We start from the raw sequence: 23,980 nt of genomic DNA, 5'->3' as shown, positions 1-23,980 counted from the left end.
TTTAATCCCTCAACAATGCGTTGAACTCGGTCTTGAGTTCAGAAACTACCTTTTCAACCATCTCAGCAATTTCTTTCTCTTCAAGTGTACGAGTGTTGTCTTGTAGTGTAAGTGCTATCGCCAGACTCTTTTTACCTGGTTCAACACCTTTACCTTGGTATACATCGAACAAGTTTAAGCCAACCAACTGATTTTCGCCAACTTTTCTTATCAAATTTACAACTTTTCCTGCCGAGACATCTTCATCAACTAAGATGGCTATGTCACGTCGGTTTGCTGGAAACTTAGACACAGTCTGGGCTTGCGGCAAACTTGCGTGCAATAAGGCGTCTAATTCGAGCTCAAACACAATCGTTTTACCATTTAAGCCAAAGGGCTTTTCAAGGCTCGGATGAACGGCACCAATGACACCAATTACACGATCATTTCTTAAGATTTCAGCACATTGCCCCGGATGAAGCGCCGGATGAGATGCTTTTTTAAAAGTAAATTCATCCTCAGAAACTGTCAAGCCGATAATGGCTTCCAGATCGCCCTTAAGGTCAAAAAAGTCAACCGTTTTTGATTCCATCGACCAATGTTCGTCATTTTGGTTACCCGAAATGACCGCACCTAGCATGGCTTGTTGACGCACACCAGATTCTGCTTTCTCATCAGGTACAAAACGCAGACCCGTTTCAAACAGACGCACTCGCCCCTGCTGACGACTCTGGTTGTAACCTACTGCTGTCAACAGACCAGTGAACATAGACAAGCGCATTGCCGACATCTCAACCGAGATAGGATTTGGCAATATCATGGCATCAACGCCCGGATGAACCAGTTGTTGCAGCTTAGGATCGACAAAGCTATAAGTAACAGCCTCTTGGAAACCGCGAGCGACCATCATGGCGCGCACACGCTTAAGGTCGATATCGGCCTCGTTGTGCAGCGGCATGCTAAGAGCTGCTAATGGCGCTACATTAGGAATATTGTTGTAACCATAGATGCGGGCAACTTCTTCGATTAGATCTTCTTCGATCGCCATATCGAAACGATAAGTCGCCGTCGTCACCTGCCAGTTATCGTCGACACGAGATACGCTAAAGCCCAGGCGTTCCAGGATCTCGATAACATCGGCATCAGCAATATGATGACCAAGTACGCGATCCAGCTTGCTGCGACGCAGCAGAATATTAGCAGGCTTTGGCAGATGCTCATCAGACTTTGACTCAACAACGGGGCCGGCTTCACCACCGCAGATCTGCAGCACAAGACGTGTGGCTCTGTCCATCACCTTATGCTGTAGTTCAGGGTCGACGCCGCGCTCAAAACGGTGTGATGAGTCTGTGTGCAGACCTAAACGGCGAGATTTACCCATAATGGCCAAAGGTGCAAAGAAAGCACACTCAAGCAGGATATCTTGTGTCTCGCTGGTGACGCCTGAGTATTCACCGCCAAATACGCCCGCTAAGGCCAATGGCTGGCTGTTATCGGCAATCACTAGGGTATCTGCTGGCACTCTTACTTCATTGCCGTCAAGCAGTGTCAGCTTCTCCTCACCATCACCCAGACGAATCTTGATTTGACCGTCAATTTTAGCCAAGTCGAAGGCGTGCATCGGCTGACCAAACTCGATCAACACATAGTTAGTAATATCGACAATAGGATCGATTGAGCGAATACCGCTGCGACGCAGTTTTTCCTGCATCCAAAGTGGTGACTGCGCCTTGACGTTAACATTCTTAACGACTCGGCCCAGGTAGCGTGGACAAGCACTTGGCGCCTGGTTATCAATCTCGATAGCAGCATCAATGCTAGGCGTAACCGCATCCCAAGTCGGCGCAACAACCGTTTGACGGTTAAGTACACCCACTTCACGGGCCAGGCCCACCATGCCGAGACAATCGGCGCGGTTGGCCGTCAGGTCGACGTCAATCACCGCATCATCAAGATCCAGATATTCACGCACATCCTGACCAATAGGTGCATCGAGTGGCAGCTCAATGATGCCATCGCTCTCGATATCGATACCCAGCTCACCATATGAACACAACATACCAAATGAGGGCTGACCACGTAACTTGGCTTTCTTAATCTTAAAGTCGCCCGGTAACACGGCGCCTACCATGGCCACAGCCACTTTCAGGCCTTGACGGCAATTTGGTGCACCGCAGACAATATCGATCAACTCATCTTGACCTACATTGATTTTGGTCACTCGTAATTTGTCAGCATCTGGGTGCTGACCACACTCGACCACTTCACCTACGATGACGCCGGAAAATTCACCTGCGACAGCATCAGCACCATCGACTTCTAAACCCGCCATGGTGATCTGATGCGATAACTCATCACGGCTAATACTTGGATTGACCCACTCACGAAGCCAAGATTCACTAAATTTCATTTTTACTCGCTCCGTTATTTGAATTGCTTAAGAAAACGTAGGTCGTTTTCGAAGAATGAACGCAAGTCATTCACCCCATAACGCAGCATTGAGAGACGTTCAACCCCCATACCGAAGGCAAAGCCTTGATACTTTTCAGGATCGATACCGACGCTGCGCAGCACATTAGGATGAACCATGCCGCAACCCAAGACTTCTAACCACTTGCCGTTTTTACCCATCACATCCACTTCCGCTGAAGGCTCAGTGAACGGGAAATAAGAGGGACGGAAGCGAACTTGTAGATCTTCTTCGAAGAAGTTACGCAGGAAATCGTGCAAGATCCCTTTTAACTCGGCGAAGTTAACATTTTCATCGACAAACAACCCTTCCACCTGGTGGAACATAGGGGTATGAGTCTGATCATAATCATTACGGTAAACGCGGCCCGGAGAGATGATACGCAGCGGCGGCTTTTCCGTTTCCATGGTGCGGATCTGCACGCCCGAAGTCTGGGTACGCAGCATCAACTTAGGATTAAAATAAAAAGTATCGTGATCGGCACGAGCTGGGTGATGCTCAGAAATATTCAGCGCATCGAAATTATGGAAATCGTCCTCGATCTCTGGCCCCTGCTTTACGCTAAATCCGAGCTCACCAAAGAAGGTTTCAATACGTTCGATGGTGCGGGTCACTGGGTGCAGGCCACCATTGTCGATACGACGTCCCGGCAGAGTAACGTCTATGCTTTCCGCGCTCAATTTCGCTTCCAGCTCGAGGGCTTTGAGTCCCTCAATACGCTCTGACAGCTTTTGTTGTACCGCTTGCTTAGCCTGGTTAACCGCCTGGCCAAAAGCAGGCTTCTCTTCTGCGCTAAGCTTACCCATCATCTTCATCATGTCGGTGATCTTACCCTTCTTACCCAGGTAATCGACACGAAGCTCATCGAGGGTTTTCAGATCATCTGTCCCTTCGATCGCCTGCAAGGCCTGTTCTACGATTTCTGTTAACTCTGACATCATCTCTTCCAGTACGCCTGCTCCCAAGGTGGAAGCCAAGACTTTCTATATGCTGACTATTTATCTTTACGAAAATAGAAAAAGAGACAAATTTTACGTGACCACAAGGGATTTGACTAGGGCTTATTTGGTATTTTTCTAACGAAATCCGTGAGAAAAGACTCACCCATCGGCTAGGCAATCTAATATCGATTAAAAAGCCAGCCCAAAATGTAATTTTGATTCGCCGCCACAGGGTTGAGGATGTAAACTTGAGCGGTAACTTATTTAGCAATAACGACAACACCTCAGTACAAATAAACAACAAACAAGCGCCTTAACGACATTTTGTCATTCAGAAATGCTGTCCAGCATCCGATAAGGTGATCATATCCCTAAGGCGACAGAGAATAGCTATGAGAGAAGTGAAATTTCGATGGATAGATCAATATCTTATCCATATGACCCTGAAAACCAAGTTCACCATACTTGCCATTATCCCCATCATCACCCTCATGGGGCTTTCCTATATCCTTTACGGCCAATTCAACAGCCAGCTTAAACAGAGCCATCAACAAAGCGCCCTGGCCGACGCCCAAAAGATGGTGGCATTAATTGACCTCAGTCAGCAGTATGTCCCCAAAACCCAGGCTGACAGCTACCAACAGGCACTCATAAATGCCGGTTTTGCCGAAACCAAACAATCGCTGCGCCAAGACGCTGCCCGACTGGTTGATAATGGTGGCGGCTCCATGGTAAATGGCGAGGCGATACAAGCTTTTAGCCAAGCGTCAAACACTGGCTTGGTCGCCAAGACTCAAGTCAACGAGCTCGACAAGGTGCTGAGCTCGGCACAAAACATAGTGATCATCAGCCTGGTGACCCTGATCTTGGTTATCCTCATCAGCAGCTATTATATCTCTACGTTTGTTGGTGGCGCCCTGTATACCAATGTAATGGCATTAAAGCGCGCTGCCGATGGCGATCTCACCGGTCGGCTAAATTTCTTCGAGGTTAAAGACGAGTTCAGTATTTTGGCGGTAAGCATAGATACCTTAGTCGAGCGCCAACATCAGCTGGTGACCCGCATGACTCAGGCCAGCAGTCAAATACGCACCGTTGTACAGGCATTTAGGCAAACAGCCCAAGAGGGACAGAGTCTGGCAGCCGAGCAACGTCAACATCTGGACTCCTTAGCCACGGCTATGGAAGAGATGACCGCCGCGGTGAAAGAGGTGGCCCGCAACGCCGAGCAATCTTCTAGCGAGACCCAAGAAGCCAATCAACAGGTCGAGGCGGGCTCGAAAGATATCGCCACCACGGTAGAAGCGATTGGCGATCTCACCCACGAGATTGGTGAGGCATCATCAGCGGTCAACACCCTTAACGACAACGCCGCCAAGATCGATGAGGTGGTGACCACCATCAATGCCATCTCTGAGCAAACTAACCTTTTGGCCCTCAACGCCGCTATCGAGGCAGCCCGCGCGGGCGAGCAAGGTCGTGGCTTTGCCGTAGTCGCCGATGAAGTGAGAACCTTAGCGGGTCGTACCCAGGCCGCTACCGTCGAGATTAAAGCCATGATTGAAGCGCTGCAAAGCGGTTCTCAAGCCCTTACCCAAGTGATGAAGCGCACGGTTGAAAAGGCGCAAGATGGTAAACAACACGTACTTGAGACAGGAGAAGATCTTAAAGCCATCGCCCATCACAGCGAACGGGTCTACGAGATGAGCGTACTCATCGCCACCTCAGCCGAAGAGCAATCGGCGGTCGCCAACGAGATAGCGACAAATCTGATGGAGATCCGTAACCAGTCTCACGACGTCGAGCAGTCAGCGAATCAATCAGTCTCTGGCTGTGATGAACTGCACGCCACGGCGGAACAACTCGATCAACTGCTCGTTGGATTAAAAATCTAGTCGTCTTAACTGCTTAGGGTAGTAGTTATCTGCCCTAAGCAGCACTCACAAGAGTTTAAACCTGCCTTGTTTTGATTTAATCTTGAGCTATCACTCGTTAATGAACGGATCGCGCCACCATATGGTCGACAATAACAAAGACAAGGCCAGCTCATTAAATACCCAATGGAAAAATAGCCTTACCTTTAAATTCACCATCATCCAATTTGTGGTCGCAGCGCTGATCATCATATCCAGCATCTGGTTAATCTTCTCTACTGAGAAGAAACACCATATGGATACTCAACTCTCCTTAAGTCAAAACTATGGCCTGGCAGTCATAGAACAGCTGCAGCAAGTTACCTCGAAAATTGAGACCCTGGCCAACTCTATTGCCATTGTCGGCGAAACCTACCGTGGACAAGATGAGATCATCAGGCAGCTTGTTCCCTCACTGCTGGATATTGGCCAGCGTCATCAACTGATCGCCGGTGGAGGGATCTGGCCAGAGCCAGGTATGTTTGGCAAAGAGCAAGCGCGCAATAGCTTCTTCTGGGCGAGAAATGAACACAATGAATTTCAATTTCTGGACAGTTACAACAATGACGAGGATCCTGGTTACCATCAAGCCTTCTGGTACTTACCTGCCAAATATTTTCAAGATGAACATATCCACTGGTCAAAATCCTATGTAGATCCCTATACCCAAGAAGTCATGCTCACAGCTTCCGTGCCAATGCGAGCAGCTCATAGCTTTATCGGTGTCGCTACTGTGGATATCGCCTTGAGCGGTTTAGACAAACGTTTTCATTTTTCTGATCAGAATCCCCTCTCTAAGGGCTACATTCTCGCTTTAGACAGTTATAACAATCTCCTGGCCGATCCATTCGATGACAGTGCGGATAATCAAGGAGACATGCTAGGACAGCCCCTCACCAAACTCGTGCAGCGATATCCTCAGCTAAAGGCTGTACAGACAAGCATTGAACAGATGGATCAAGCCTTTGCCACGCAGATGAAGGACAATCCGGCCTACCGACCCGATCAGCTGGAAAAATTACTGGCCCTTACCCCAAGGGAGGAAAGAACACGCCTGAGCACCCTGATCAATGGCGCGATACAGGCTAATCACAATAAGGAGCCAATCGTCACCTTGGAGCTTGACAGCGATCCCCTGTTTAACGAGCCTGTGCTGGTGTCAATTCTGACCATGGCTCAAACTCAGTGGAAGATCATCTTGGTCACCCCACTATCAAGTCTCTCATCTCAAGCCAATGCCATCGCGCTTAAGATAGGTGCATTTTTGTTACTGTCGCAGCTACTTGCGCTATTAATCCTCTTCATTTTCCAACACAAACTCTTCATCCGTCCCATCTTTCAGATCGTTTCGGCGCTGAAAAGCGGCGATTTGGGACGCCTGGAGCTAGACGCCAACAAACGTCGGGATGAGCTCAGTCAACTGGCAAAAGCCTTCATTGCCCGCAGCAATCAGCTGGAGATCGCATACGCTAGTCTCGATGCCAGTAATCTCGCACTTGAGCAACAATTGGCCATGCAACAACTGGCGCAGCAAGAGCTGGAAAACAAGAAGGAGTTGATCAACTCCCTGCTCAACGCCTCACAAAATCTGATCTGCATCAAGGACACCAACGGCTGCTATTCTCTGGTCAATGATAAGTTTTGTGAAGTGATGGGCATAGAGCGCAGCCGGGTCATTGGTGCCCGCGATAGCGATCTTTACCCCCAGGATATTGCAGCTATCATCGGCAACCATGACCGTATCATTTTAGACAGCGATCAGGCCCAATGCTTTGAACAACCTATGCCAACGGTACAGGGTGAGCGCATCTTCCTACTCACCAAATATCCGATAAAAGATCAAGACAGTAATGTCATTGCGCTGGGCGCCATGGCGGTCGACATCAGCAGCCTAAAAGCCAAACAACAGGAGATGGAAGATACCATTAAGGCGCAAGCATCCCAAAATGCCCAATTGAAACAGGCGCTAGATGCAAAACTGCACACAGCAGTGCCGGAAGGATTGGAGCGCCAAGACTTAGCGCAGCTAAAACAGATCGAGTTGGCCCAGCAGAAGATCTTACCCCGAGTATTGCATCAACTACTGCGTCAGGAGCTACAGGCACTCGAACAAATCTTCATCATGCTGCGCCAATTAGATAGCAATGCCGCTGATGAAGCACACCTAGCACAATTTGCCGAAGTGTTAACAACCCAAATAGATATCATACGTCACGGGCAATCTTTGATTAGCGCCGATATTACCGATATCCGCTCAACGGTGGCCGATCTCTTCATACACGATCTCATCGCCATGCTGCAGCCTCAGCTACAGTCTCTGGAGGTAGAGGTACTTATTGATTGCCCCCATCATCTGACAGTGCCCATTTCACCCTGGCATTTTTTGGTGCTTTGCCATCAATTAATCAATAACAGCCTTCAGCATGCTTTTCCCGAGCATCAATCGATACAAAGACCTAAACAGTTATCTATTCGTGTCTGCTACCAAGAAGGAAGGCTCACTCTCATTTTGAGGGACAATGGTGTAGGTATCAGCCCCATTGAACTTGAAAAATTAACCCATGCCCTTACCAATCAAGGCCAGGGGCACGGCACCTTAGAGAATATCAATCGCTGGCTGAAGGCTCACTTTTCCGGCGACCTCACCATACAGGCTCAGGCTGAGCAGTTCACAGAGATCACCTGCCGCTTACGCCTTTAGGAAAATAAAAAATCCCCGATGAGACAATAAACCTCATCGGGGATTTTCGCTTAATTAAATTGCCCTACAAGGCGACATCAACCAGGTAGTGGCCCTGCAACCAGTTACGGCCAATGAGTAGCTTATTCGTCATCTTAGAGCGATCCCTGAGGTTAACTTTAACCTTATACTCTCGGCCCGGCTCACCCACATTTAATTCGACCATGTAACGCACCTCGCTACCTTGGGCATTGCGGATAAGCGAGGTTTCAACGATGCGAGCGTGAACTCGTTTAGACTCGCCTTTCTCATTCGCAGTCGTAAAATAGAGCATCTTACCAACATTCTGCTCCATATCCTCAACGCCATTCTCTACCTTAAGGTCGACCGCATGGAGTGAGTTTTCAACGGCGCCTGTATCGATTCGCGTATCAAAGATTAAGCCCGTCTCTAGAATACTAATGGGGGCCATGGCGCCAATTACGCGCTTCTCAGCCACATCAACGACATATTTACCTTTTAACCAGTTCCGGCCGATCAGCAGTTTATAATCCATGTGGCCGCGATCTCTAAGGTTAACCTTAACCTTGCGAATATCGCCGCCAAAGCCAATATGCATCTCCACCATATAGCGGGTTTCAGTGCCTTGCGAATTACTGACCGTCGAGGTTTTCACTATCTTGGCGCTCAGGCGTTTACGCTCTCCGGCAGCATTTTCAGTCGTAAACCAGATCAGTTTGCCGACATTATCTTTCATCTTCTTAGCGCTACCGCCTTGGATCTCAAGATCATAGGCATGCAAAGAGGTGTTACCTGCACCAGTGTCGATCCGCGCTTGATAAACAAGCCCGGCTTCATTAACCGTCATCTTGGCTGTTTGTCCAATCACAGCTTTTTGCTCTGCATGAGCCGGCGCCAACATGAGTAGCGCAATTAAGGTCAACATTCTCAACATATACAAGTTCCTAAATTCGATGAAACAAAAGCCGACTCTGCGTCGGCTTAATTGGTAATCCTAAAGCTTTAAAATCAATCTGTTATCCACTGCATTGCCTCTGTGACATCTTGGCGGGCAAAAACCTTTACAGGACAAGGCGCCATATAGGCCATGACTTTGGCAGTATTAGCAACCCATTCTTTATCTGTGATGATGGCGACTCGAGTAAAATCCGTCAAATGAAAGAATCCTAATTTGGCGTCATCCCACAGCGTCTCAACAGAAAAGCCTTCAAATGCTTCACTAAATTCATACCAGAGCTTAATGCTTGAGTGATCTTGTAACTTAGTCTCAATAGCTGGCACCAATTTATCTTGATAATCGGCGCGAGTCAGCACTCCTTGTGCTTTAACCGCAACGATATCGTCCTCAAATCCTGATAATAATTGGATCATCGTCCTCTCCCCACTCAATGCCGCTAATAGACAAAATGATAAACAAACAGACAAAATAGAGTACTGGTACAGATGCAATGGGTCAGGTGCTCGCTGATATTAGGGCCTAATCTGACATATCTGTAATGACGCATAAATTGTACCCCAAGCCAAACCAAGATAAAGGGCACAAAAGGCAAAGAAACAACAAAAGGAATAAAGCCCCAGCCAAAGGCTAACGCATTGGCACTGAAAAGTTGAAACGCGAACCAAAACAGCACGAGAATAGCGTAAATAATAAAATGTTGTTTACTGATTGAGGCTGCTGACATCAACAAAATTTTCCGAACCCGGCATTTAATCTAACAGTAGGTATAAAGCGAGATCTTCTCAAGCGATGAGTTGTAAACACCTGTTACTGATTACAAATTTACGCTTGCTGCATCTTGGCGATTTCCTGATCGAATAAGTTTTTGATCAAGCCAGAAAATTCTGTGATAAACAGAGTTTGGTCTGTCGTGGCGTTATGGTTAGCGACCTTAGCTAAAATCTCTTCTAAATCATAGACGATAGCATCGACCTCTCTGATCACCATATTACGTTCAGCAAACGTTAAAGAGGGATTTTGACCACACACCATGATGATCTGCGCCGCAAGTTGTTCTTCAAACAACTCCATCACAGTCTCACCACCCATCTCGCCCGCTTCAGAGGCTTCGAAAAGTCCTAAATGCTCAGTAAGATATTGTATTAAATGTATGTACCCGTCTTTATCAGTAACCATTTTTAGCCCTAAACACACGACTTAACTAAGAGCATGGTATAGCCCATGCTCAATATCCAGTTTATACCGCCATTATGGTATAAATCCTGTTGCTAATCTTGTTGTCAGTGCACGTTTTTAACGCTTTAGTGTTAATACAAATGAAACAGGCACGGCCAGACTAATAGAAGATAAGCCTGCCAGTTCTCTCAGCTTTTCAACCCCGGATGTAAAACCAAAGTCGGCGGCATTCACCACCAGAGGGGCTTCACTGGCCACCATCAGCTTATCCTTAGCCAACTTGGCAACGCTAACCATCACAGGTATTGTCTGGCTTTGTCCATGCAGACTAATGCTTGCTTCAATGGTCATCGACATTATGCTTCCCACACTGGCCTGCTCTATCTGGCTGGCATCAACTTTTGCACTCAATTTCAATGCCGGATACTGCGCCGTCTCAAATAAGATCTCTTTCATACGTTGGTCGCGGATATCGACATTGGTCACTACACTGCTCAGCGGAATAGACAAAGAGAAAGCCCCCGCATCACTCAGCTCACCCGAGACTTCGGAAAAATGATGCACTTCAGCAATATCACCTTTCTTTATCGAAATAAAATTAACCCGTGATCCCTCATTACTCACCTGCCAACTAGCCGAATAGGCATTTAAGCTTAACATCCCCAAACCGACTGCCATGATTAATGTCTTCATTTTTCTCTCCATCTGATTGACAAGTGTCCATTGAAACTCGCGTAAATAAAAAATCACCTAGTTTAATGATTAACAAGATGATCTTAACTATATTAGCCTAATACAACAGATTATGAATCACTAAATTAGTCGCAACAAAAAAGCCCTAACAATGTTAGGGCTTTTATTTATATTGTGGATTAGGCTTTCTTCTTCGCCTTAGGCTTGGCCTTGGTTTTCGTCTCGCTGACCCACTTTCCATCAATATATTTGGCTATCCAACCCGTCGCCTTGCCATCGACCTCAGTGGCAACATACTGCTCCTTGGTCTTGCGGCTAAAGCGCACAAAGGCCTTGTTACCTTCATCATCGGTCACTGGTGCATCGGCTAAATACTGGTATTTCGGCCAAAGCAGATCTCGGTATTTGACCAACTCCTCTACCAGAGGTGCCCGGGTTTCACGAGATTTAGGGAAAGTACTGGCCGCCATAAAGATGCCAGCCGCCCCATCACGTAAGACGAAATAACCGTCAGACTTGGTGCACTTGAGCTCAGGTAGATGGATAGGATCTTCCTTAGGTGGTGCAACTTCGCCATTTTTCAAGAGCTTGCGGGTATTTTTACACTCACTATTGGTACAACCGAAATACTTACCAAAGCGACCGTTCTTCAGCTCCATATCATTGCCGCAGCGATCACATTCAATAATTGGGCCTTCATAGCCTTTGATCTTAAACTGACCCTGCTCAACCTCATAGCCACCACACATAGGGTTGTTACCACAAACGTGCAGCTTACGCTTTTCATCGATGAGATAACTGTCCATAGCCGTGCCACAGACGCCACATCTGTGTTTTGCACGCAGCGCATCGGTTTCGGCATCTTCGCTGTTTTCACTGACCGCTTCTTCACCCGGCGTCAGGTTCATGGTTGTCTTACAACGCTCTTTCGGCGGCAAAGCATAACCCGAACACCCAAGGAATACGCCTGTAGTACCGGTACGAATCCCCATAGGACGTCCGCAAGTCGGGCAAGCAATATCCGTCAGCACCATCTCGTTAGGACGCATGCCACCTTCTTCCGGCGGCAATTCGGCTTTCTCAAGCTGAGCGGTGAGATCTTTATAGAAGTTGTCGAGTACCTTCTTCCATTCGAGCTGGCCCTGGGCAACGTTATCCAGTGTTTGCTCCATGCCAGCGGTAAAGTCGTAGCTCATCAGATCTTCAAAGCTACCAATGAGACTTTCACTGACGATTTCGCCCATCTTCTCTGCATAGAAGCGACGATTCTCCACTTTCACATAACCGCGATCTTGAATCGTTGAAATGATGGTGGCATAGGTCGAAGGTCGACCAATTCCTCGCTTTTCAAGCTCTTTGACCAAAGACGCTTCACTATAACGTGCTGGCGGCTTAGTAAAGTGCTGTTTAGGCAGAAGCTCGTTCAAAGCCAACACATCACCTTCTGCGACTAGAGGTAAAGTGCTATCTTCTTCGTTTTTCTTCTTAATCGCGGTCTGTACGCGCGTCCAACCGTCAAACTTAAGCGTTCGTCCGCTGGCTTTAAGCTCATAATCTCCAGCCGTCACCGTAAGGCGTGTTGCATCATATTTCGCAGGCGTCATCTGACAGGCCACAAATTGACGCCAAATCAGCTCATAGAGACGCTGAGCATCACGCTCCATATCGGTCAGACTGCTGGCGGTCACACTCACATTAGAAGGACGAATCGCTTCGTGAGCCTCTTGAGCGCCCTCTTTGCTACCATATCGAATTGGCGCATCGGGTAGATACTTATCACCAAACTCTTTGCCTATCATCTCACGCACACTATCGAGCGCTTCCTGACTTAGGTTGGTCGAGTCGGTACGCATATAGGTGATGTGACCCGCTTCATACAGACGCTGGGCCATCATCATGGTTTTCTTCACACCAAAACCGAGACGTGTACTGGCGGCCTGCTGAAGCGTCGACGTAATAAAAGGTGCCGAAGGCTTGCTTGAGGTCCCTTTGACCTCACGGCTGGTCACCTGATACTGGCTATCGGTTAACGCCTCGACGGCCACCATAGCCTGGGCTTGGTTAACCGGATTAAAGCTCTCACCTTGGAACTTAGCCACCTGCATCTTAAGCGGTTCATTACCTAAGGTGGTTAGCTGGGCATGAATATCCCAAAACTCTTCGGGCACAAAGGCCTTAATTTCACCTTCACGCTCAACCACCAGACGAGTCGCAACCGACTGTACACGACCCGCTGAAAGGCCGCGTGCCACCTTTTTCCACAGCAGCGGTGATACCATGAAGCCCACCACGCGATCGAGAAAACGCCTCGCCTGCTGCGCATTGACCATATTGGTATTAAGCTGTGACGGATGACTAAAGGCTTCTTGAATCGCACTCTTAGTGATCTCGTTAAAGACCACGCGCTGATAGCGCTCTGGATCCCCACCAATCACTTCTTGAAGATGCCATGCAATTGCCTCCCCCTCTCTATCCAAATCGGTTGCGAGAAAGATATGATCTGCATTTTCAGCAAGTGACTGTAATTCTTTAACGACTTTTTCTTTACCCGGCAAGGTTTGATACTTTGCCTTCCAACCTCGCTCAGGGTCGACACCCATACGCGCGACCAGTGCTTTTTTCGCTTTGTCTGCCTTATATTTTGTCTTTTCTTCGGGGGACATCTTGCGCACTTCAGCGGGCGTTTTCGTTGCCGAACTCGCGTCACTGCTCGAAGATGTAGGGAGATCACGGATGTGACCTACACTCGATTTTACGATGTAATCTTTGCCGAGATATTTATTAATAGTCTTGGCTTTGGCCGGTGATTCGACAATAACTAGCGATTTACCCATAGAATGATCTGCGCCAAAAAGTCTCAAAATTCTGTAAATTGGCTCCATATATAGAGGGTTGTATCAATAGTTTCAAGCTAATCCCTACTTTATTTGTTACGGCGAGCCAATTTTTAACCGTTTTTGAAAAAAATGTGAAAAATAATATTGCGTAATTAAAAACTAATATTTCATTATTCCCTATCTAGCAAGCAATACTTATGCATTTCTGAGCCGATATCACAGATAAGGCCGATTTCCCCTAGCTTGTTAAGCCCTAAAGCTCAAGTATACTGGTCCACAAATTCAACGAATTACTCCGCCATCTCCAGCTGTGTTGAGATGGAAAATTAAAGCAATAATAACTTGAAGGATGTGCAATGAAGCATTACGAAGCAAATTTTGATGGACTCGTCGGACCGACACATAATTATGCGGGACTGTCTTATGGCAATGTGGCTTCTTTAAATAATGCTGCCGCTGTCTCCAGCCCTAAGGCAGCCGCGAAGCAAGGACTCAAAAAAGCTAAAGCATTAGCTGACTTAGGCTTAGCCCAAGGGATGCTTGCGCCTCAGGAGCGCCCAGACCTCCACACCTTGCGTCGAATTGGTTTTTCAGGCACAGATGCCGAAGTACTCAATAAAGCCGCTAAGCAGGCGCCTGCGCTCCTTAGAGCCTGTTGTAGCGCATCGAGCATGTGGACCGCCAATGCCGCAACGGTATCTCCAAGCGCCGATACCCATGACGGTAAAATTCATTTCACGCCGGCAAACCTAGTAGACAAGCTCCATCGCAGCATCGAACCTGTTACCACTGGCAATATTTTAGCAGCCACCTTTAACAACTCTCGCTACTTCCACCATCATCAGCACCTGCCAGAGCACGTGAGCTTCGGCGATGAAGGCGCGGCCAACCACACTCGTCTATGCAGTGAATACGGCCATGCCGGTATCGAGCTGTTTGTCTATGGCCAGGAAGCAACCAACCCAAGTGCGCCCAAACCAAAGAAATACCCGGCAAGACAGACGCTAGAAGCCTCACAAGCTATCGCTCGTCTTCATCAACTCGATGACGAGAGCAGTGTCTTTATCCAGCAAAATCCTGATGTCATCGACCAAGGTGTGTTCCATAACGATGTGATCGCCGTGGGTAACCAAAATGTGCTTTTCTATCATGAGCAAGCATTTGTTGACACCCAAAAGAAGCTGGCCGAGATCCAAGATAAATTTAACGGTAAAGCGCTGCATTTCATTGAAGTGCCTACCGCCAAAGTGGGCATCCAAGATGCGGTGAAGAGCTATCTGTTCAACACCCAGATCGTCACCCTACCAAACGGTGAGATGGCAATTATTGCACCAACTAACTGTCAGGAAAATGAAGCCGTCTATGCCTACCTTAACGAGTTAGTGACCTTTGGTACGCCAATTAAGCAGGTACACTATTTCGATGTGAAGCAGAGTATGCAAAACGGTGGCGGACCAGCCTGTCTGCGCCTACGTGTCGCCATGAATGAAACAGAACTCGCAGCGGTTAACCCTAATACGCTGATGAATGATGAATTGTTTAACAGGCTCAACCTTTGGGTGGACAAGCATTACCGTGATGAGCTCGCTATCAAAGACCTCGCCGATCCACAGCTCATCATTGAGTCACGCACGGCACTCGATGAGTTGACGCAGATCATGAAGCTAGGCAGCGTCTATCAGTTCCAGAAGTAAACGGTATACGAGTTACAAAAGCAAAAGCCATCTTTAAGATGGCTTTTTTGTCACCTTTATAAGAATAATTACCCTACCATTGCTTAGCTAAAACACTCTAGGGCATTCAAATGATCAAAAAAAAGACGCCTTAAGGCGTCTTTTTTATTGGGGATATCTATAAGATATTCACGCCAATTGAAACCACTTGTGTAATAAGTCCACCCGGGGTTTCAACCTCTACGATAAAGACACCTGTATTAGGTTCATCTTCACCTTTCAAGGTCACTGTAAACTCGCGACCACCATTGTAGTTCGAGCTTGGCCAGACATATTCAGCATTACTAACAACCGAACCTGCGCTCGTCTTAAAGCGAACCTTAGAACCGGCTGGCATCTGCTGGTTATGCAAATCCGAAATTGTGAAGGAGACACTCGCCGCACCTTTACCCACGATATTGATGCTACCACCGTAATGATCGCCATCTTTATCACTGATCAGGATATCTGCAGGTGCTGTTGCATACGCGGTGCTTCCGGACATTACCAGCACTAAACTACGACGTACGTATAGCGACTTAGAATCGTTCACACCATCGGCGCAGCCAGCATGTACAGGATCAGAGCACAATACCCCATTGTATTTGCCATCTTTAGCTTCAAATACACCATTAGAGTTAAAGTCAATTAACTCCTCAAGGGTACCACCCTCTTGCCCACCTGCCTGCTGTGGGTTAAACAAACCATCTTCGTTGTAGTCATTAAAGGCATCGGTAAGGTCAAACGACTGACCGGTAACATCTTTACCATTGGTAAATTCAGCCATCTCTGACGCATCGAAGCGGCCATTACCATTAAGATCAGGGAATGACTCTTCACCAATCGCTGTCGCAGTAATGGTCGCGCGGCCGCCATATTTCTGGCCATAAACGTTACCGTACACACCTAGCGTCGGATAGTAGATCAAAGCGGCACTCGGATTACGAACCATTTCGCCAGCTCCAGAGATAAGAGTCTCACCTTCTGGACGTGGCAGTTGACTGGTCCAGGTCACCGAACAGGCACCATTAACCGTCTGACAAGCGTCTTCAATAGCACCACCTTCGGTGGTAAATGAAACGGTTGTTCCATCAGGTACCGGGTTGTTAAAGGCATCGGCCATACGCGCCGTCACCACCACCTTAGTACCATCTTGATCCCAACCTTCTGCGTTGAGTACTTCTGCAGACAGTGAGAAACTGTCTTGATCAGGAATACCTGTCGATACAATTAACTGGCTCGACTGACTCGAAATCGCAGGTACTGCACCATTATCAACGGTTGCGGTAACACGCAGCGAAGTCGCTACCGTACCTGTCGTGACAACAGTCTGAACGATACCATTATTATTGGTTGTCGCCTGCAGAGGTGAAATATCGACACCGCCAACCTTAGTGTTGAGTGAAAACAACACATTTTGGTTGGGAACTGGGTTACTGTTCTTGTCCAGCACCTTGAACTTGACTACAGAAGACTCGACGCCACCTGTCCCAAGAATGGCAATATTCTGAGGTGTTGCAGAGTCGAATACGATACTGCCCACATCGGCTTGCAATACATTCAAAGTGCCAGTAGCAGATAAGCTGATGCCACCGGCATTGGCGGTAACATTGATCTGGTCTTCGCCAACACACCCCTGCGCACGGTAGGTAGAAGTTGCGATACCATTGCTAGAAGAGACTGGTGAGCTAATTTCTGCCTGAGCAGGACTCTTGGTCGCACAGGTTGATGAGAAGTTCACATCCACAGGTTGAGTAAAAGGATTTCCTTTATCATCTTGAATGAGCACCGAAATGGTTGCGGTGCCACCTGCCGATAAAGTGCTGGTACTGATTTCAGCTTGGCCTTGAACAAAAGGATCGCCGCTCCCCATCACCACATTGGTAGCGCCAACCACGACAATAGTCTTACCCACTTCATTGGTTGAAAGGCTCGCCGTCACCTCACCCGCACCGAGCGAGCTTCCAGCGTAGATATCAACACTCGCCTTACCTTCAGCATTAGTTACCGCTGTCTTAATAGGCAGGTCGCCAATAGTGGTAGCAAAGGTCACTATAGTTGGCTTAGAGATACCGGTTACCGTGGCGGTAATCTTGCCAGGCTCTAAAATACTGATAGATTGAATAGGATTACCTGCGCTATCGGTGAGCGCCACAGAAACCTGGGCTCCACCACCGGCTTCACCGCCATCACCAACCATGGTCACGTTAAGCGATGCACTCTCACCAGAAGTCGTGGTTGCTGTAACCGTTGCCCCTGTGTTGATCGCCGCCGTATCCAAACGGACTTGTGCAATACCTTCAGAATCGGTAGCAACCTCACCCGTACCAGGTGAGAAAGTACCGTAAGAATCATTGTTTAAACTGAATGACACTAAGGTACTCACCGGTGCACCTGTTGAATCCTTCACCTTTGCGGTAATAGTTGCTGGCTCAGCAACTGAGATCTGCGTATTGTCTATAGACAGTTCTACAGAGATAGTCGGTGGAGTTGGTGTTCCTCCTGAACCATCATCTGTGACATTTCCCCCGCCACTACAGGCAACAATAAAAAGTAAAAATAAATATGAGGTAAAAACTTTAAACGCTGACTTCATTGTCAGACTCCCTGTTACTCAGATTATCATTAAAAGCATCTGCTTATTACTTATAGGCTAACATTACACAATTTTCCCATAACTTTTCCATCACTAATCGCGATTAAAGACGTAAAAGCGGTAAAAACTTTAACTATTTTCCCATTTCATCACCTTAGGTTTCTTGCTAGGCTTTAGGGGCAAATTGAAAAGCATAAAAATAATACAGGAAGCACTATGTCTGGCACGCAAAACAAGAAGATTGGCCTCACCGGAAAAATACTCATTGGTATGGGTGGAGGCATTTTAACCGGGCTGCTTCTTCGCAGTTTCTTTCCCGGTAGCGAGTTTATCGAAGAGTATATTACTAACGGCCTGTTAAACGTGGTCGGCAGTATTTTTATCTCCAGTTTACAGATGTTGGTCGTCCCTCTGGTCTTTATCTCCTTGGTATGTGGTACCTGTTCACTCAGTGACCCCTCATCCTTAGGTAGGCTAGGCGGAAAAACCATCGCTTTTTATCTATTTACCACAGCGATTGCTCTCTCAATGGCCATTTTGGTCGCACTCTTAGTTCATCCAGGCAATGCCTCTCTGGCCGCCGAAAACATGCAATACAGCGTCAAAGAAGCCCCTAGCCTATCGAATGTATTGATCAATCTCGTTCCCCGTAACCCAATACAGGCGATGACTGAAGGGAATATGCTGCAGATCATCATTTTTGCGGTGATTTTCGGTTTCGCTATCTCCCATATTGGTGAGCGCGGTAAACGCGTCGCGGCACTATTTAACGATTTAAACGAAGTGATCATGCGCGTGGTCACCCTAATCATGCAACTGGCGCCTTACGGTATATTTGCCCTTATGGGTAAACTGGCCTTAACCTTAGGTCTTGAGACTTTTGAAAGCGTAGTGAAATATTTCATGGTGGTGCTAGCGGTTTTATTAGTGCACGCCTTTATCAGCTATCCAGTGCTATTAAAACTCTTCTCAGGGTTAAGCCCATTTACCTTTATTCGCAAAATGCGTGATGTGCAGCTGTTTGCTTTTAGCACCGCCAGCTCTAACGCTACCCTGCCGGTCACCTTAGAAACGTCTGAGCATCGTCTGGGGGTCGACAATAAGGTGGCTTCATTCACCTTGCCTCTGGGCGCCACCATTAATATGGATGGTACCGCCATTATGCAGGGTGTCGCGACTGTCTTTATCGCCCAGGTATTTGGTATCGATCTGACTATTACCGATTATGCTATGGTCGTGGTAACAGCTACCCTCGCCTCTATCGGCACCGCGGGTGTCCCTGGAGTAGGCCTTATCATGCTGGCTATGGTACTTAACCAGGTTGGACTTCCGGTCGAAGGTATCGCGCTTATCATGGGTGTTGACCGACTGCTGGATATGGTTCGCACCGCAGTCAACGTCACCGGTGACTCGGTTGCAACGCTTATCATTGCCAAATCGGAAAATGCCTTTAATCAAGAGACCTTTGATGACCCTCAAGCAGGTAAAACTGCCGGTAGCTTCGTCGATCAGGTTAACGCCGAACTGAAAGAGTAAGGCCGAATATTTCCCATTAAAAAGGCGTCCATTGGACGCCTTTTTTGTATTTAATCAGTGCTGATTAAAACGCTAACTTATCTTTCCCAGTAAGCTTCTTCTAGGCTATCTTCACGCTCAGGCAGACCGCGAGATAACCTAGGGCTATGCTGAGCCAACACCTCATAAGCCACGCGATTCGCGTACTTACAAATTTGCGAGAAAGAGGAGTAACACAAGCCATCACGCTTATGTTTACTAGAACCAGGTACATTCGCCTTGTGATATGTATTAGAGGCAAGATCGTGCAATAAGGCAGCCAAAGCACCATCGCCAGCGCCATTAGTGTTGCGAATGATCTCTGGCCCGCCCATATAAGGAGAGATATGCGCAAACACCTTGATTGGCGTCTGACAATCACTCTTTAACTTAGGCCGGGAAAACTCATAACGATTGAACTCAGGTATCGCACCTGGTAGCAGTGTATGGCTGGTTTCACGCTTTTCTGAATCTTCGGTATAACCTGCGGTATAAAGTCCCAGTGGTCCGGCAGTACTTAGCACCATATCACACCACTCAAGCGCCGCATTGCTAGCACTTAGCGGGTCTCTAAAACCTGTCAGGGCTTCGCCTTCATCTTCGTTCATCGCCAATATGGTGACATTTTCTTTGATAAACTCTATCCACCACTTAGGATCTTCCTCGATCAAAAAACGTGTGCCTAAGGTCAACACCACAGGAACATCCGCCGCCTTGGCATACTCAATTGCTTTCATCGCCGCATCGGTGATCTTATCGCCACCGCTGGCGCGCATCAGGTACGCGGTTAAAACCAATGCAGACGATGACTGCACAATCTCTTGATCGATATATTCAGGCGTGAGCTTATCCATCGAGCCCTTACTGATAGCAAAAGTGCGCTCGCCGCACTCAGAAATCAGCGTAAAACAACGACCAATAGGTCCATCAACCGGTTGTAGATAGTTGAGATCCACCTTGGAAGAGGTGTTGCACAGATAACGATAGGCATAGCTGCCGACTTCTATATGATTGCTCATCACGCCAAACAACACTGAGCGATCGTCAGCTAATATCGAGTAGTTGTGCACTGTATTACCTATGGTGCCGCCAGCAAATTCATCGCTGATCAGATCAGAGGCTTTAAGCTCGTTGTAGAGCTGATGTGCTTTGTCGTCATCTATCAGTGTGGAATTGCCCTTAGGCAAGGCATAACGGCTTAGTAGTTCATCGCCAACTTTCGCCTCTATATCGACCAACGTCTGGTCTATCCCACTGATGTGAGTGGAAACATGCTGTGGCTGCAGCGTTAACTGAGCCATTAATGGATCACGATTCTTAACTGGAAAGTAATGTTTCGACTTACGCTGACCAGGAAATTTCATACAGAACTCACTCTTATCGCATCCATGCAAAATCAAATTCGCATAAACAGCACGCTAGACCCCCTTAGCGCACTGCTTACCATGCCGCGTTGATTGAACAAATTGACGCGGGCACCATCGCCTTTAAAAATCGGCGGCAGATCGTACCATATAAAATAGCATTGGGCAGTGATTTATGCCTTTCTATTCCGCATCACTGCTTAAGATTTAAGCCAACCTGCGGCCTGTTCGGCAACTAACTCCGCAAGCAGGTGAATATGAGCCTTATCATCGTTCAAACAGGGAATAAAATGATAGGCCTCACCGCCAGCCTCCATAAAGCTCTCTTTACCCCCTATCGATATCTCTTCCAGGGTTTCGAGACAATCCACCGCAAACGCAGGGCAGAGAATATCAACCCGTTTGACACCTTGCTCAGGCAAGCTTTCCAGCAGTGTATCGGTTGCAGGCGTCAACCACTCCTCCTTGCCAAACTTAGACTGAAAACAGAGGCGCCACTGGGATGCAGATAAGCCTAATGCCTCGGCTAGCAGTTCGGCGGTTTGCTTACATTGCGCCTGATAGGGATCGCCCTCGGTCACGTAGCGCAGCGGAACCCCATGAAAGGACATTAACAGACAATCACCCTGCCCGTTAGCTTGCCAATGACGACGCACCGAATCGGCCAGCGCCGCTATATAAGCGGGATGTTGATAGTATTCTTTACTAAAACGGGTTTCTGGATAGTTACGTCTACCCTTGTAATCGCTGGCAATCGCATCAAACACAGGCGCTACCGTCGAGCAGGAATATTGGGGATACAGAGGCAATACCACAAGGCGTTCAACCCCCTTGGCCAGCAAGTTATCAATACCAGCTGACAGTGAAGGATTGCCATAACTCATGCCCAACTCAACTGGGATATCAACCCCGAGTCTTACGCTTAGCAGCTCACTCAAGGCGCTACGCTGACGCTCGCTGATCACCATCAAGGGTGAGCCTTCAGGCCACCAGATAGACTCATATAGCTTGGCTACCGCCTTGGGACGGGTATTGAGAATGATGCCATTGAGTATCGGTTTCCAGATCCAGGGATTCAGATCGACCACACGAGGGTCGCTAAGAAACTGTTTTAAGAACTGCTTAACATCTTTAGGGGTTGGTGTATCGGGCGTGCCGAGGTTAACCAACAAGACACCAAGCTTAGCGGGAGATAAGTTGTCGACGTTGTTCAAGAGTGACTCTGCTCATATTCGTCTGGCAAGGATAGCGATAGGCTAGCATCGGCCCTACCATAAAAAAAGCCCACCTAGGTGGGCTTTTTTAAATATGAGAAGCAGTTCATAAAGTGCTTAAGTTTAAAGCGCTTAAATTACCCAATCGTCTTAACGATTGCTGCACTTACATCACCAACACTTTGAGTACCGTCGAACTTGTTGTAGGTCAGCTTGCCCTGGGCAGCCACTTTACCGTAATACTCAACCAGCGGCTTAGTCTGCTCATGGTAGATCCCCAGACGCTTACGCACTGTGCTCTCTTCGTCATCAGGACGAATAGCCAGATCTTCACCCGTCACATCATCTTTACCTTCCACTTTTGGTGGGTTGTAAACGATATGATAAACACGACCTGAACCAGGGTGTACACGACGTCCGCTCATGCGCTTAACGATCTCTTCGTCAGGCACATCGATTTCAATTACATGATCGATCTCGATGCCGCTAGCCGCCATCGCATCGGCCTGTGGAATGGTACGGGGGAAACCATCGAGTAGGAAACCTTTAGCACAATCATCTTGTGCGACACGCTCTTTGACCAAGCCAATAATCAGCTCATCAGAAACCAGCTGTCCTGCATCCATCACTTTCTTTGCTTCTAATCCAAGAGGCGTACCCGCTTTAACGGCTGCACGGAGCATATCGCCCGTAGAAATTTGTGGCACACCGTATTTTTCCATGATGAATTGGGCTTGAGTACCTTTACCGGCACCAGGGGCACCTAATAGCATAATGCGCATCTGAGAGTCCTCTTATTTCGCATAGATTTGATTATTAGTTTTATCATTGGGCGGCGATCTTCGCATAAAAGACCGCCCATTTGAAGGGCTGTAGCGCCAGTTTTAATTCGACTTTAGGCTGATACCACACAATCCACTGCAGCAAATTTAAATGCCAGCATGAACAACTGCGCCATCAGCCTAATGACATCCCTGCTTAATAGAGCAAGGTGTATAATTTGCGACGATATTGATTAGCCAGCGTATGTCCTTGACCTAAAGCGGTAAGGATCTCCATATAAAGTTGCTTGATCTCGCCTTGCTCCGCCAGCAGATCGGTTTTCAATACCTGATAGAGCCTCTCGAGCGCCTCTTCGTCGCGTTTCGCCCCATGCAGTGCCTTAGCAAGTAACAAGAGCTTGGTATAATCGGCAGGGTTTTGCTCAACGTCTTCCAACAGGTTTCTGATCTCTGGGGTATCGGCAGCGTCCAGCGCCAAAGAGAGTTTCGCCTTAAGGCTCTGATAGTAGGCGTCTTGATCGGCAAGGCCTATACCATCGAGCAGCACCTTAGCCTGGTTAATCTCAGAGGTCGACAGTAATGCATCGGCATACACCAGCGATACCTCAGCCGTCTGGCACTCCTGATAAGCTTGTTTTATTAGCGGTAAGGCTCCTTCAGCATCGCCCTCGGCCAGTTGCACCTTGGCCTGATTTAAAGCGATTTGCCAGGCTTTTGGTAGATGCTGGTCAAGCAGTGCCTCAACTTGCGGCGCCTCTTGCATGCCGGCAAAGCCATCTACAGGTTTACCCTCTTTTAACACCAGGGTTGTCGGTAGGCTCTGGATCTGGAAATAGTTAGCAATCTCCATCTCCTGGTCGCAATTCACCTTAGCTAATACGAAACGCCCCTGCGCAGCGATTTGAGTTAGCATTTGCACAAGTTGCTGACTTTCAGGACTCTGCTGACTCCAGAAAGTCAACACAACGACTTGCTGCATCGACGCATCGACCACTTGCTGAATGTTTTCTTTGGTTAAATCCAATACTGAATCCATAATGTCTCTTTTTAAGAGTGTCTCTCTATGTGAGAGCATCTCTTTATCCGAAAG

At 47.7% G+C, this 23,980-nt stretch carries 17 protein-coding genes; 4 read left to right on the top strand and 13 right to left on the bottom strand.

The window, feature by feature from the left end; translation table 11 throughout:
• Position 1 precedes the first annotated feature (1 nt).
• On the bottom strand, positions 2–2,389 hold the full coding sequence (gene pheT, locus NY07_RS10185) for a phenylalanine--tRNA ligase subunit beta (RefSeq protein WP_033539244.1): 2,388 nt from the start codon (positions 2,387–2,389) through the stop codon (positions 2–4).
• Between the two features lie 14 nt (positions 2,390–2,403).
• Positions 2,404–3,387: a phenylalanine--tRNA ligase subunit alpha gene (gene pheS, locus NY07_RS10180; protein ID WP_033539243.1), complete on the bottom strand. Its 984-nt coding sequence runs from the start codon at positions 3,385–3,387 to the stop codon at positions 2,404–2,406.
• Between the two features lie 395 nt (positions 3,388–3,782).
• Between pheS and NY07_RS10175 the strand changes: the two genes are divergently transcribed.
• Positions 3,783–5,285, top strand: coding sequence for a methyl-accepting chemotaxis protein (locus NY07_RS10175; protein ID WP_033539242.1), 1,503 nt, complete (start codon positions 3,783–3,785; stop codon positions 5,283–5,285).
• A gap of 121 nt (positions 5,286–5,406) precedes the next feature.
• Complete coding sequence (locus tag NY07_RS10170; protein WP_033539241.1) at positions 5,407–8,004, top strand: PAS domain-containing protein; 2,598 nt, start codon at positions 5,407–5,409, stop codon at positions 8,002–8,004.
• Positions 8,005–8,068: 64 nt separating this feature from the next.
• Here NY07_RS10170 and NY07_RS10165 read toward each other — a convergent pair whose 3' ends face one another.
• From NY07_RS10165 to topA, 6 genes are all read right to left on the bottom strand, one after another.
• The gene (locus NY07_RS10165) at positions 8,069–8,929 is read right to left on the bottom strand and encodes a putative ATP-dependent zinc protease (RefSeq protein WP_373681776.1); all 861 of its coding nucleotides are present in this window, start codon (positions 8,927–8,929) and stop codon (positions 8,069–8,071) included.
• Between the two features lie 83 nt (positions 8,930–9,012).
• Positions 9,013–9,375 (bottom strand): STAS/SEC14 domain-containing protein, encoded by a 363-nt coding sequence (locus NY07_RS10160; protein ID WP_033539239.1) that lies wholly within the window; start codon positions 9,373–9,375, stop codon positions 9,013–9,015.
• A 23-nt stretch (positions 9,376–9,398) separates the two neighbouring features.
• Positions 9,399–9,686 (bottom strand): hypothetical protein, encoded by a 288-nt coding sequence (locus NY07_RS10155; RefSeq protein ID WP_033539238.1) that lies wholly within the window; start codon positions 9,684–9,686, stop codon positions 9,399–9,401.
• Positions 9,687–9,784: 98 nt separating this feature from the next.
• Positions 9,785–10,138, bottom strand: a complete 354-nt coding sequence (locus NY07_RS10150; protein WP_033539237.1) for a DUF3802 family protein — start codon at positions 10,136–10,138, stop codon at positions 9,785–9,787.
• A 117-nt stretch (positions 10,139–10,255) separates the two neighbouring features.
• Positions 10,256–10,831 (bottom strand): YceI family protein, encoded by a 576-nt coding sequence (locus NY07_RS10145; RefSeq protein ID WP_033539236.1) that lies wholly within the window; start codon positions 10,829–10,831, stop codon positions 10,256–10,258.
• A 179-nt stretch (positions 10,832–11,010) separates the two neighbouring features.
• The gene (gene topA / locus NY07_RS10140; protein WP_033539235.1) at positions 11,011–13,665 is read right to left on the bottom strand and encodes a type I DNA topoisomerase; all 2,655 of its coding nucleotides are present in this window, start codon (positions 13,663–13,665) and stop codon (positions 11,011–11,013) included.
• A gap of 359 nt (positions 13,666–14,024) precedes the next feature.
• On the opposite strand from topA, the gene astB reads away from it, so the two are divergent.
• Positions 14,025–15,362, top strand: coding sequence for an N-succinylarginine dihydrolase (gene astB, locus NY07_RS10135; protein WP_033539234.1), 1,338 nt, complete (start codon positions 14,025–14,027; stop codon positions 15,360–15,362).
• 157 nt (positions 15,363–15,519) lie between these two features.
• Here the strand turns inward: astB and NY07_RS10130 are convergent, their stop codons facing one another.
• Positions 15,520–17,976 (bottom strand): Ig-like domain-containing protein, encoded by a 2,457-nt coding sequence (locus NY07_RS10130; RefSeq protein WP_033539233.1) that lies wholly within the window; start codon positions 17,974–17,976, stop codon positions 15,520–15,522.
• A gap of 216 nt (positions 17,977–18,192) precedes the next feature.
• Here NY07_RS10130 and NY07_RS10125 point away from each other — a divergent pair, with 216 nt between their 5' ends.
• A complete protein-coding gene (locus NY07_RS10125; protein ID WP_033539232.1) occupies positions 18,193–19,512 on the top strand; it encodes a dicarboxylate/amino acid:cation symporter in 1,320 nt (439 codons plus the stop codon).
• A gap of 77 nt (positions 19,513–19,589) precedes the next feature.
• Here the strand turns inward: NY07_RS10125 and NY07_RS10120 are convergent, their stop codons facing one another.
• The 4 genes from NY07_RS10120 to NY07_RS10105 all read right to left on the bottom strand — a co-directional run bounded on the left by NY07_RS10120 (position 19,590) and on the right by NY07_RS10105 (position 23,926).
• A complete protein-coding gene (locus tag NY07_RS10120; RefSeq protein ID WP_033539231.1) occupies positions 19,590–20,894 on the bottom strand; it encodes an inosine/guanosine kinase in 1,305 nt (434 codons plus the stop codon).
• Between the two features lie 200 nt (positions 20,895–21,094).
• A complete protein-coding gene (hemH, locus tag NY07_RS10115) occupies positions 21,095–22,108 on the bottom strand; it encodes a ferrochelatase (protein WP_033539230.1) in 1,014 nt (337 codons plus the stop codon).
• 137 nt (positions 22,109–22,245) lie between these two features.
• Positions 22,246–22,890, bottom strand: a complete 645-nt coding sequence (adk, locus tag NY07_RS10110; protein ID WP_033539229.1) for an adenylate kinase — start codon at positions 22,888–22,890, stop codon at positions 22,246–22,248.
• A gap of 196 nt (positions 22,891–23,086) precedes the next feature.
• Complete coding sequence (locus NY07_RS10105; protein WP_033539228.1) at positions 23,087–23,926, bottom strand: co-chaperone YbbN; 840 nt, start codon at positions 23,924–23,926, stop codon at positions 23,087–23,089.
• Positions 23,927–23,980 lie beyond the last annotated feature (54 nt).

The organism is Shewanella sp. ECSMB14101, from assembly GCF_000773485.1.
Lineage (GTDB): Bacteria > Pseudomonadota > Gammaproteobacteria > Enterobacterales > Shewanellaceae > Shewanella > Shewanella marisflavi.
This window is presented reverse-complemented; position numbering and strand designations above follow the sequence as displayed.

What these genes read in the sequence shown, in the direction of transcription:
- NY07_RS10145 (WP_033539236.1), bottom strand. Translation starts at nt 10,831, where the DNA reads ATGAAGACATTAATCATGGCAGTCGGTTTGGGGATGTTAAGCTTAAAT.
- NY07_RS10125 (WP_033539232.1), top strand. Translation starts at nt 18,193, where the DNA reads ATGTCTGGCACGCAAAACAAGAAGATTGGCCTCACCGGAAAAATACTC.
- adk (WP_033539229.1), bottom strand. Translation starts at nt 22,890, where the DNA reads ATGCGCATTATGCTATTAGGTGCCCCTGGTGCCGGTAAAGGTACTCAA.
- NY07_RS10165 (WP_373681776.1), bottom strand. Translation starts at nt 8,929, where the DNA reads ATGTTGACCTTAATTGCGCTACTCATGTTGGCGCCGGCTCATGCAGAG.
- NY07_RS10160 (WP_033539239.1), bottom strand. Translation starts at nt 9,375, where the DNA reads ATGATCCAATTATTATCAGGATTTGAGGACGATATCGTTGCGGTTAAA.
- NY07_RS10150 (WP_033539237.1), bottom strand. Translation starts at nt 10,138, where the DNA reads ATGGTTACTGATAAAGACGGGTACATACATTTAATACAATATCTTACT.
- pheT (WP_033539244.1), bottom strand. Translation starts at nt 2,389, where the DNA reads ATGAAATTTAGTGAATCTTGGCTTCGTGAGTGGGTCAATCCAAGTATT.
- NY07_RS10105 (WP_033539228.1), bottom strand. Translation starts at nt 23,926, where the DNA reads ATGGATTCAGTATTGGATTTAACCAAAGAAAACATTCAGCAAGTGGTC.
- astB (WP_033539234.1), top strand. Translation starts at nt 14,025, where the DNA reads ATGAAGCATTACGAAGCAAATTTTGATGGACTCGTCGGACCGACACAT.
- NY07_RS10130 (WP_033539233.1), bottom strand. Translation starts at nt 17,976, where the DNA reads ATGAAGTCAGCGTTTAAAGTTTTTACCTCATATTTATTTTTACTTTTT.
- NY07_RS10120 (WP_033539231.1), bottom strand. Translation starts at nt 20,894, where the DNA reads ATGAAATTTCCTGGTCAGCGTAAGTCGAAACATTACTTTCCAGTTAAG.
- NY07_RS10175 (WP_033539242.1), top strand. Translation starts at nt 3,783, where the DNA reads ATGAGAGAAGTGAAATTTCGATGGATAGATCAATATCTTATCCATATG.
- NY07_RS10170 (WP_033539241.1), top strand. Translation starts at nt 5,407, where the DNA reads ATGGTCGACAATAACAAAGACAAGGCCAGCTCATTAAATACCCAATGG.
- NY07_RS10155 (WP_033539238.1), bottom strand. Translation starts at nt 9,686, where the DNA reads ATGTCAGCAGCCTCAATCAGTAAACAACATTTTATTATTTACGCTATT.
- pheS (WP_033539243.1), bottom strand. Translation starts at nt 3,387, where the DNA reads ATGTCAGAGTTAACAGAAATCGTAGAACAGGCCTTGCAGGCGATCGAA.
- topA (WP_033539235.1), bottom strand. Translation starts at nt 13,665, where the DNA reads ATGGGTAAATCGCTAGTTATTGTCGAATCACCGGCCAAAGCCAAGACT.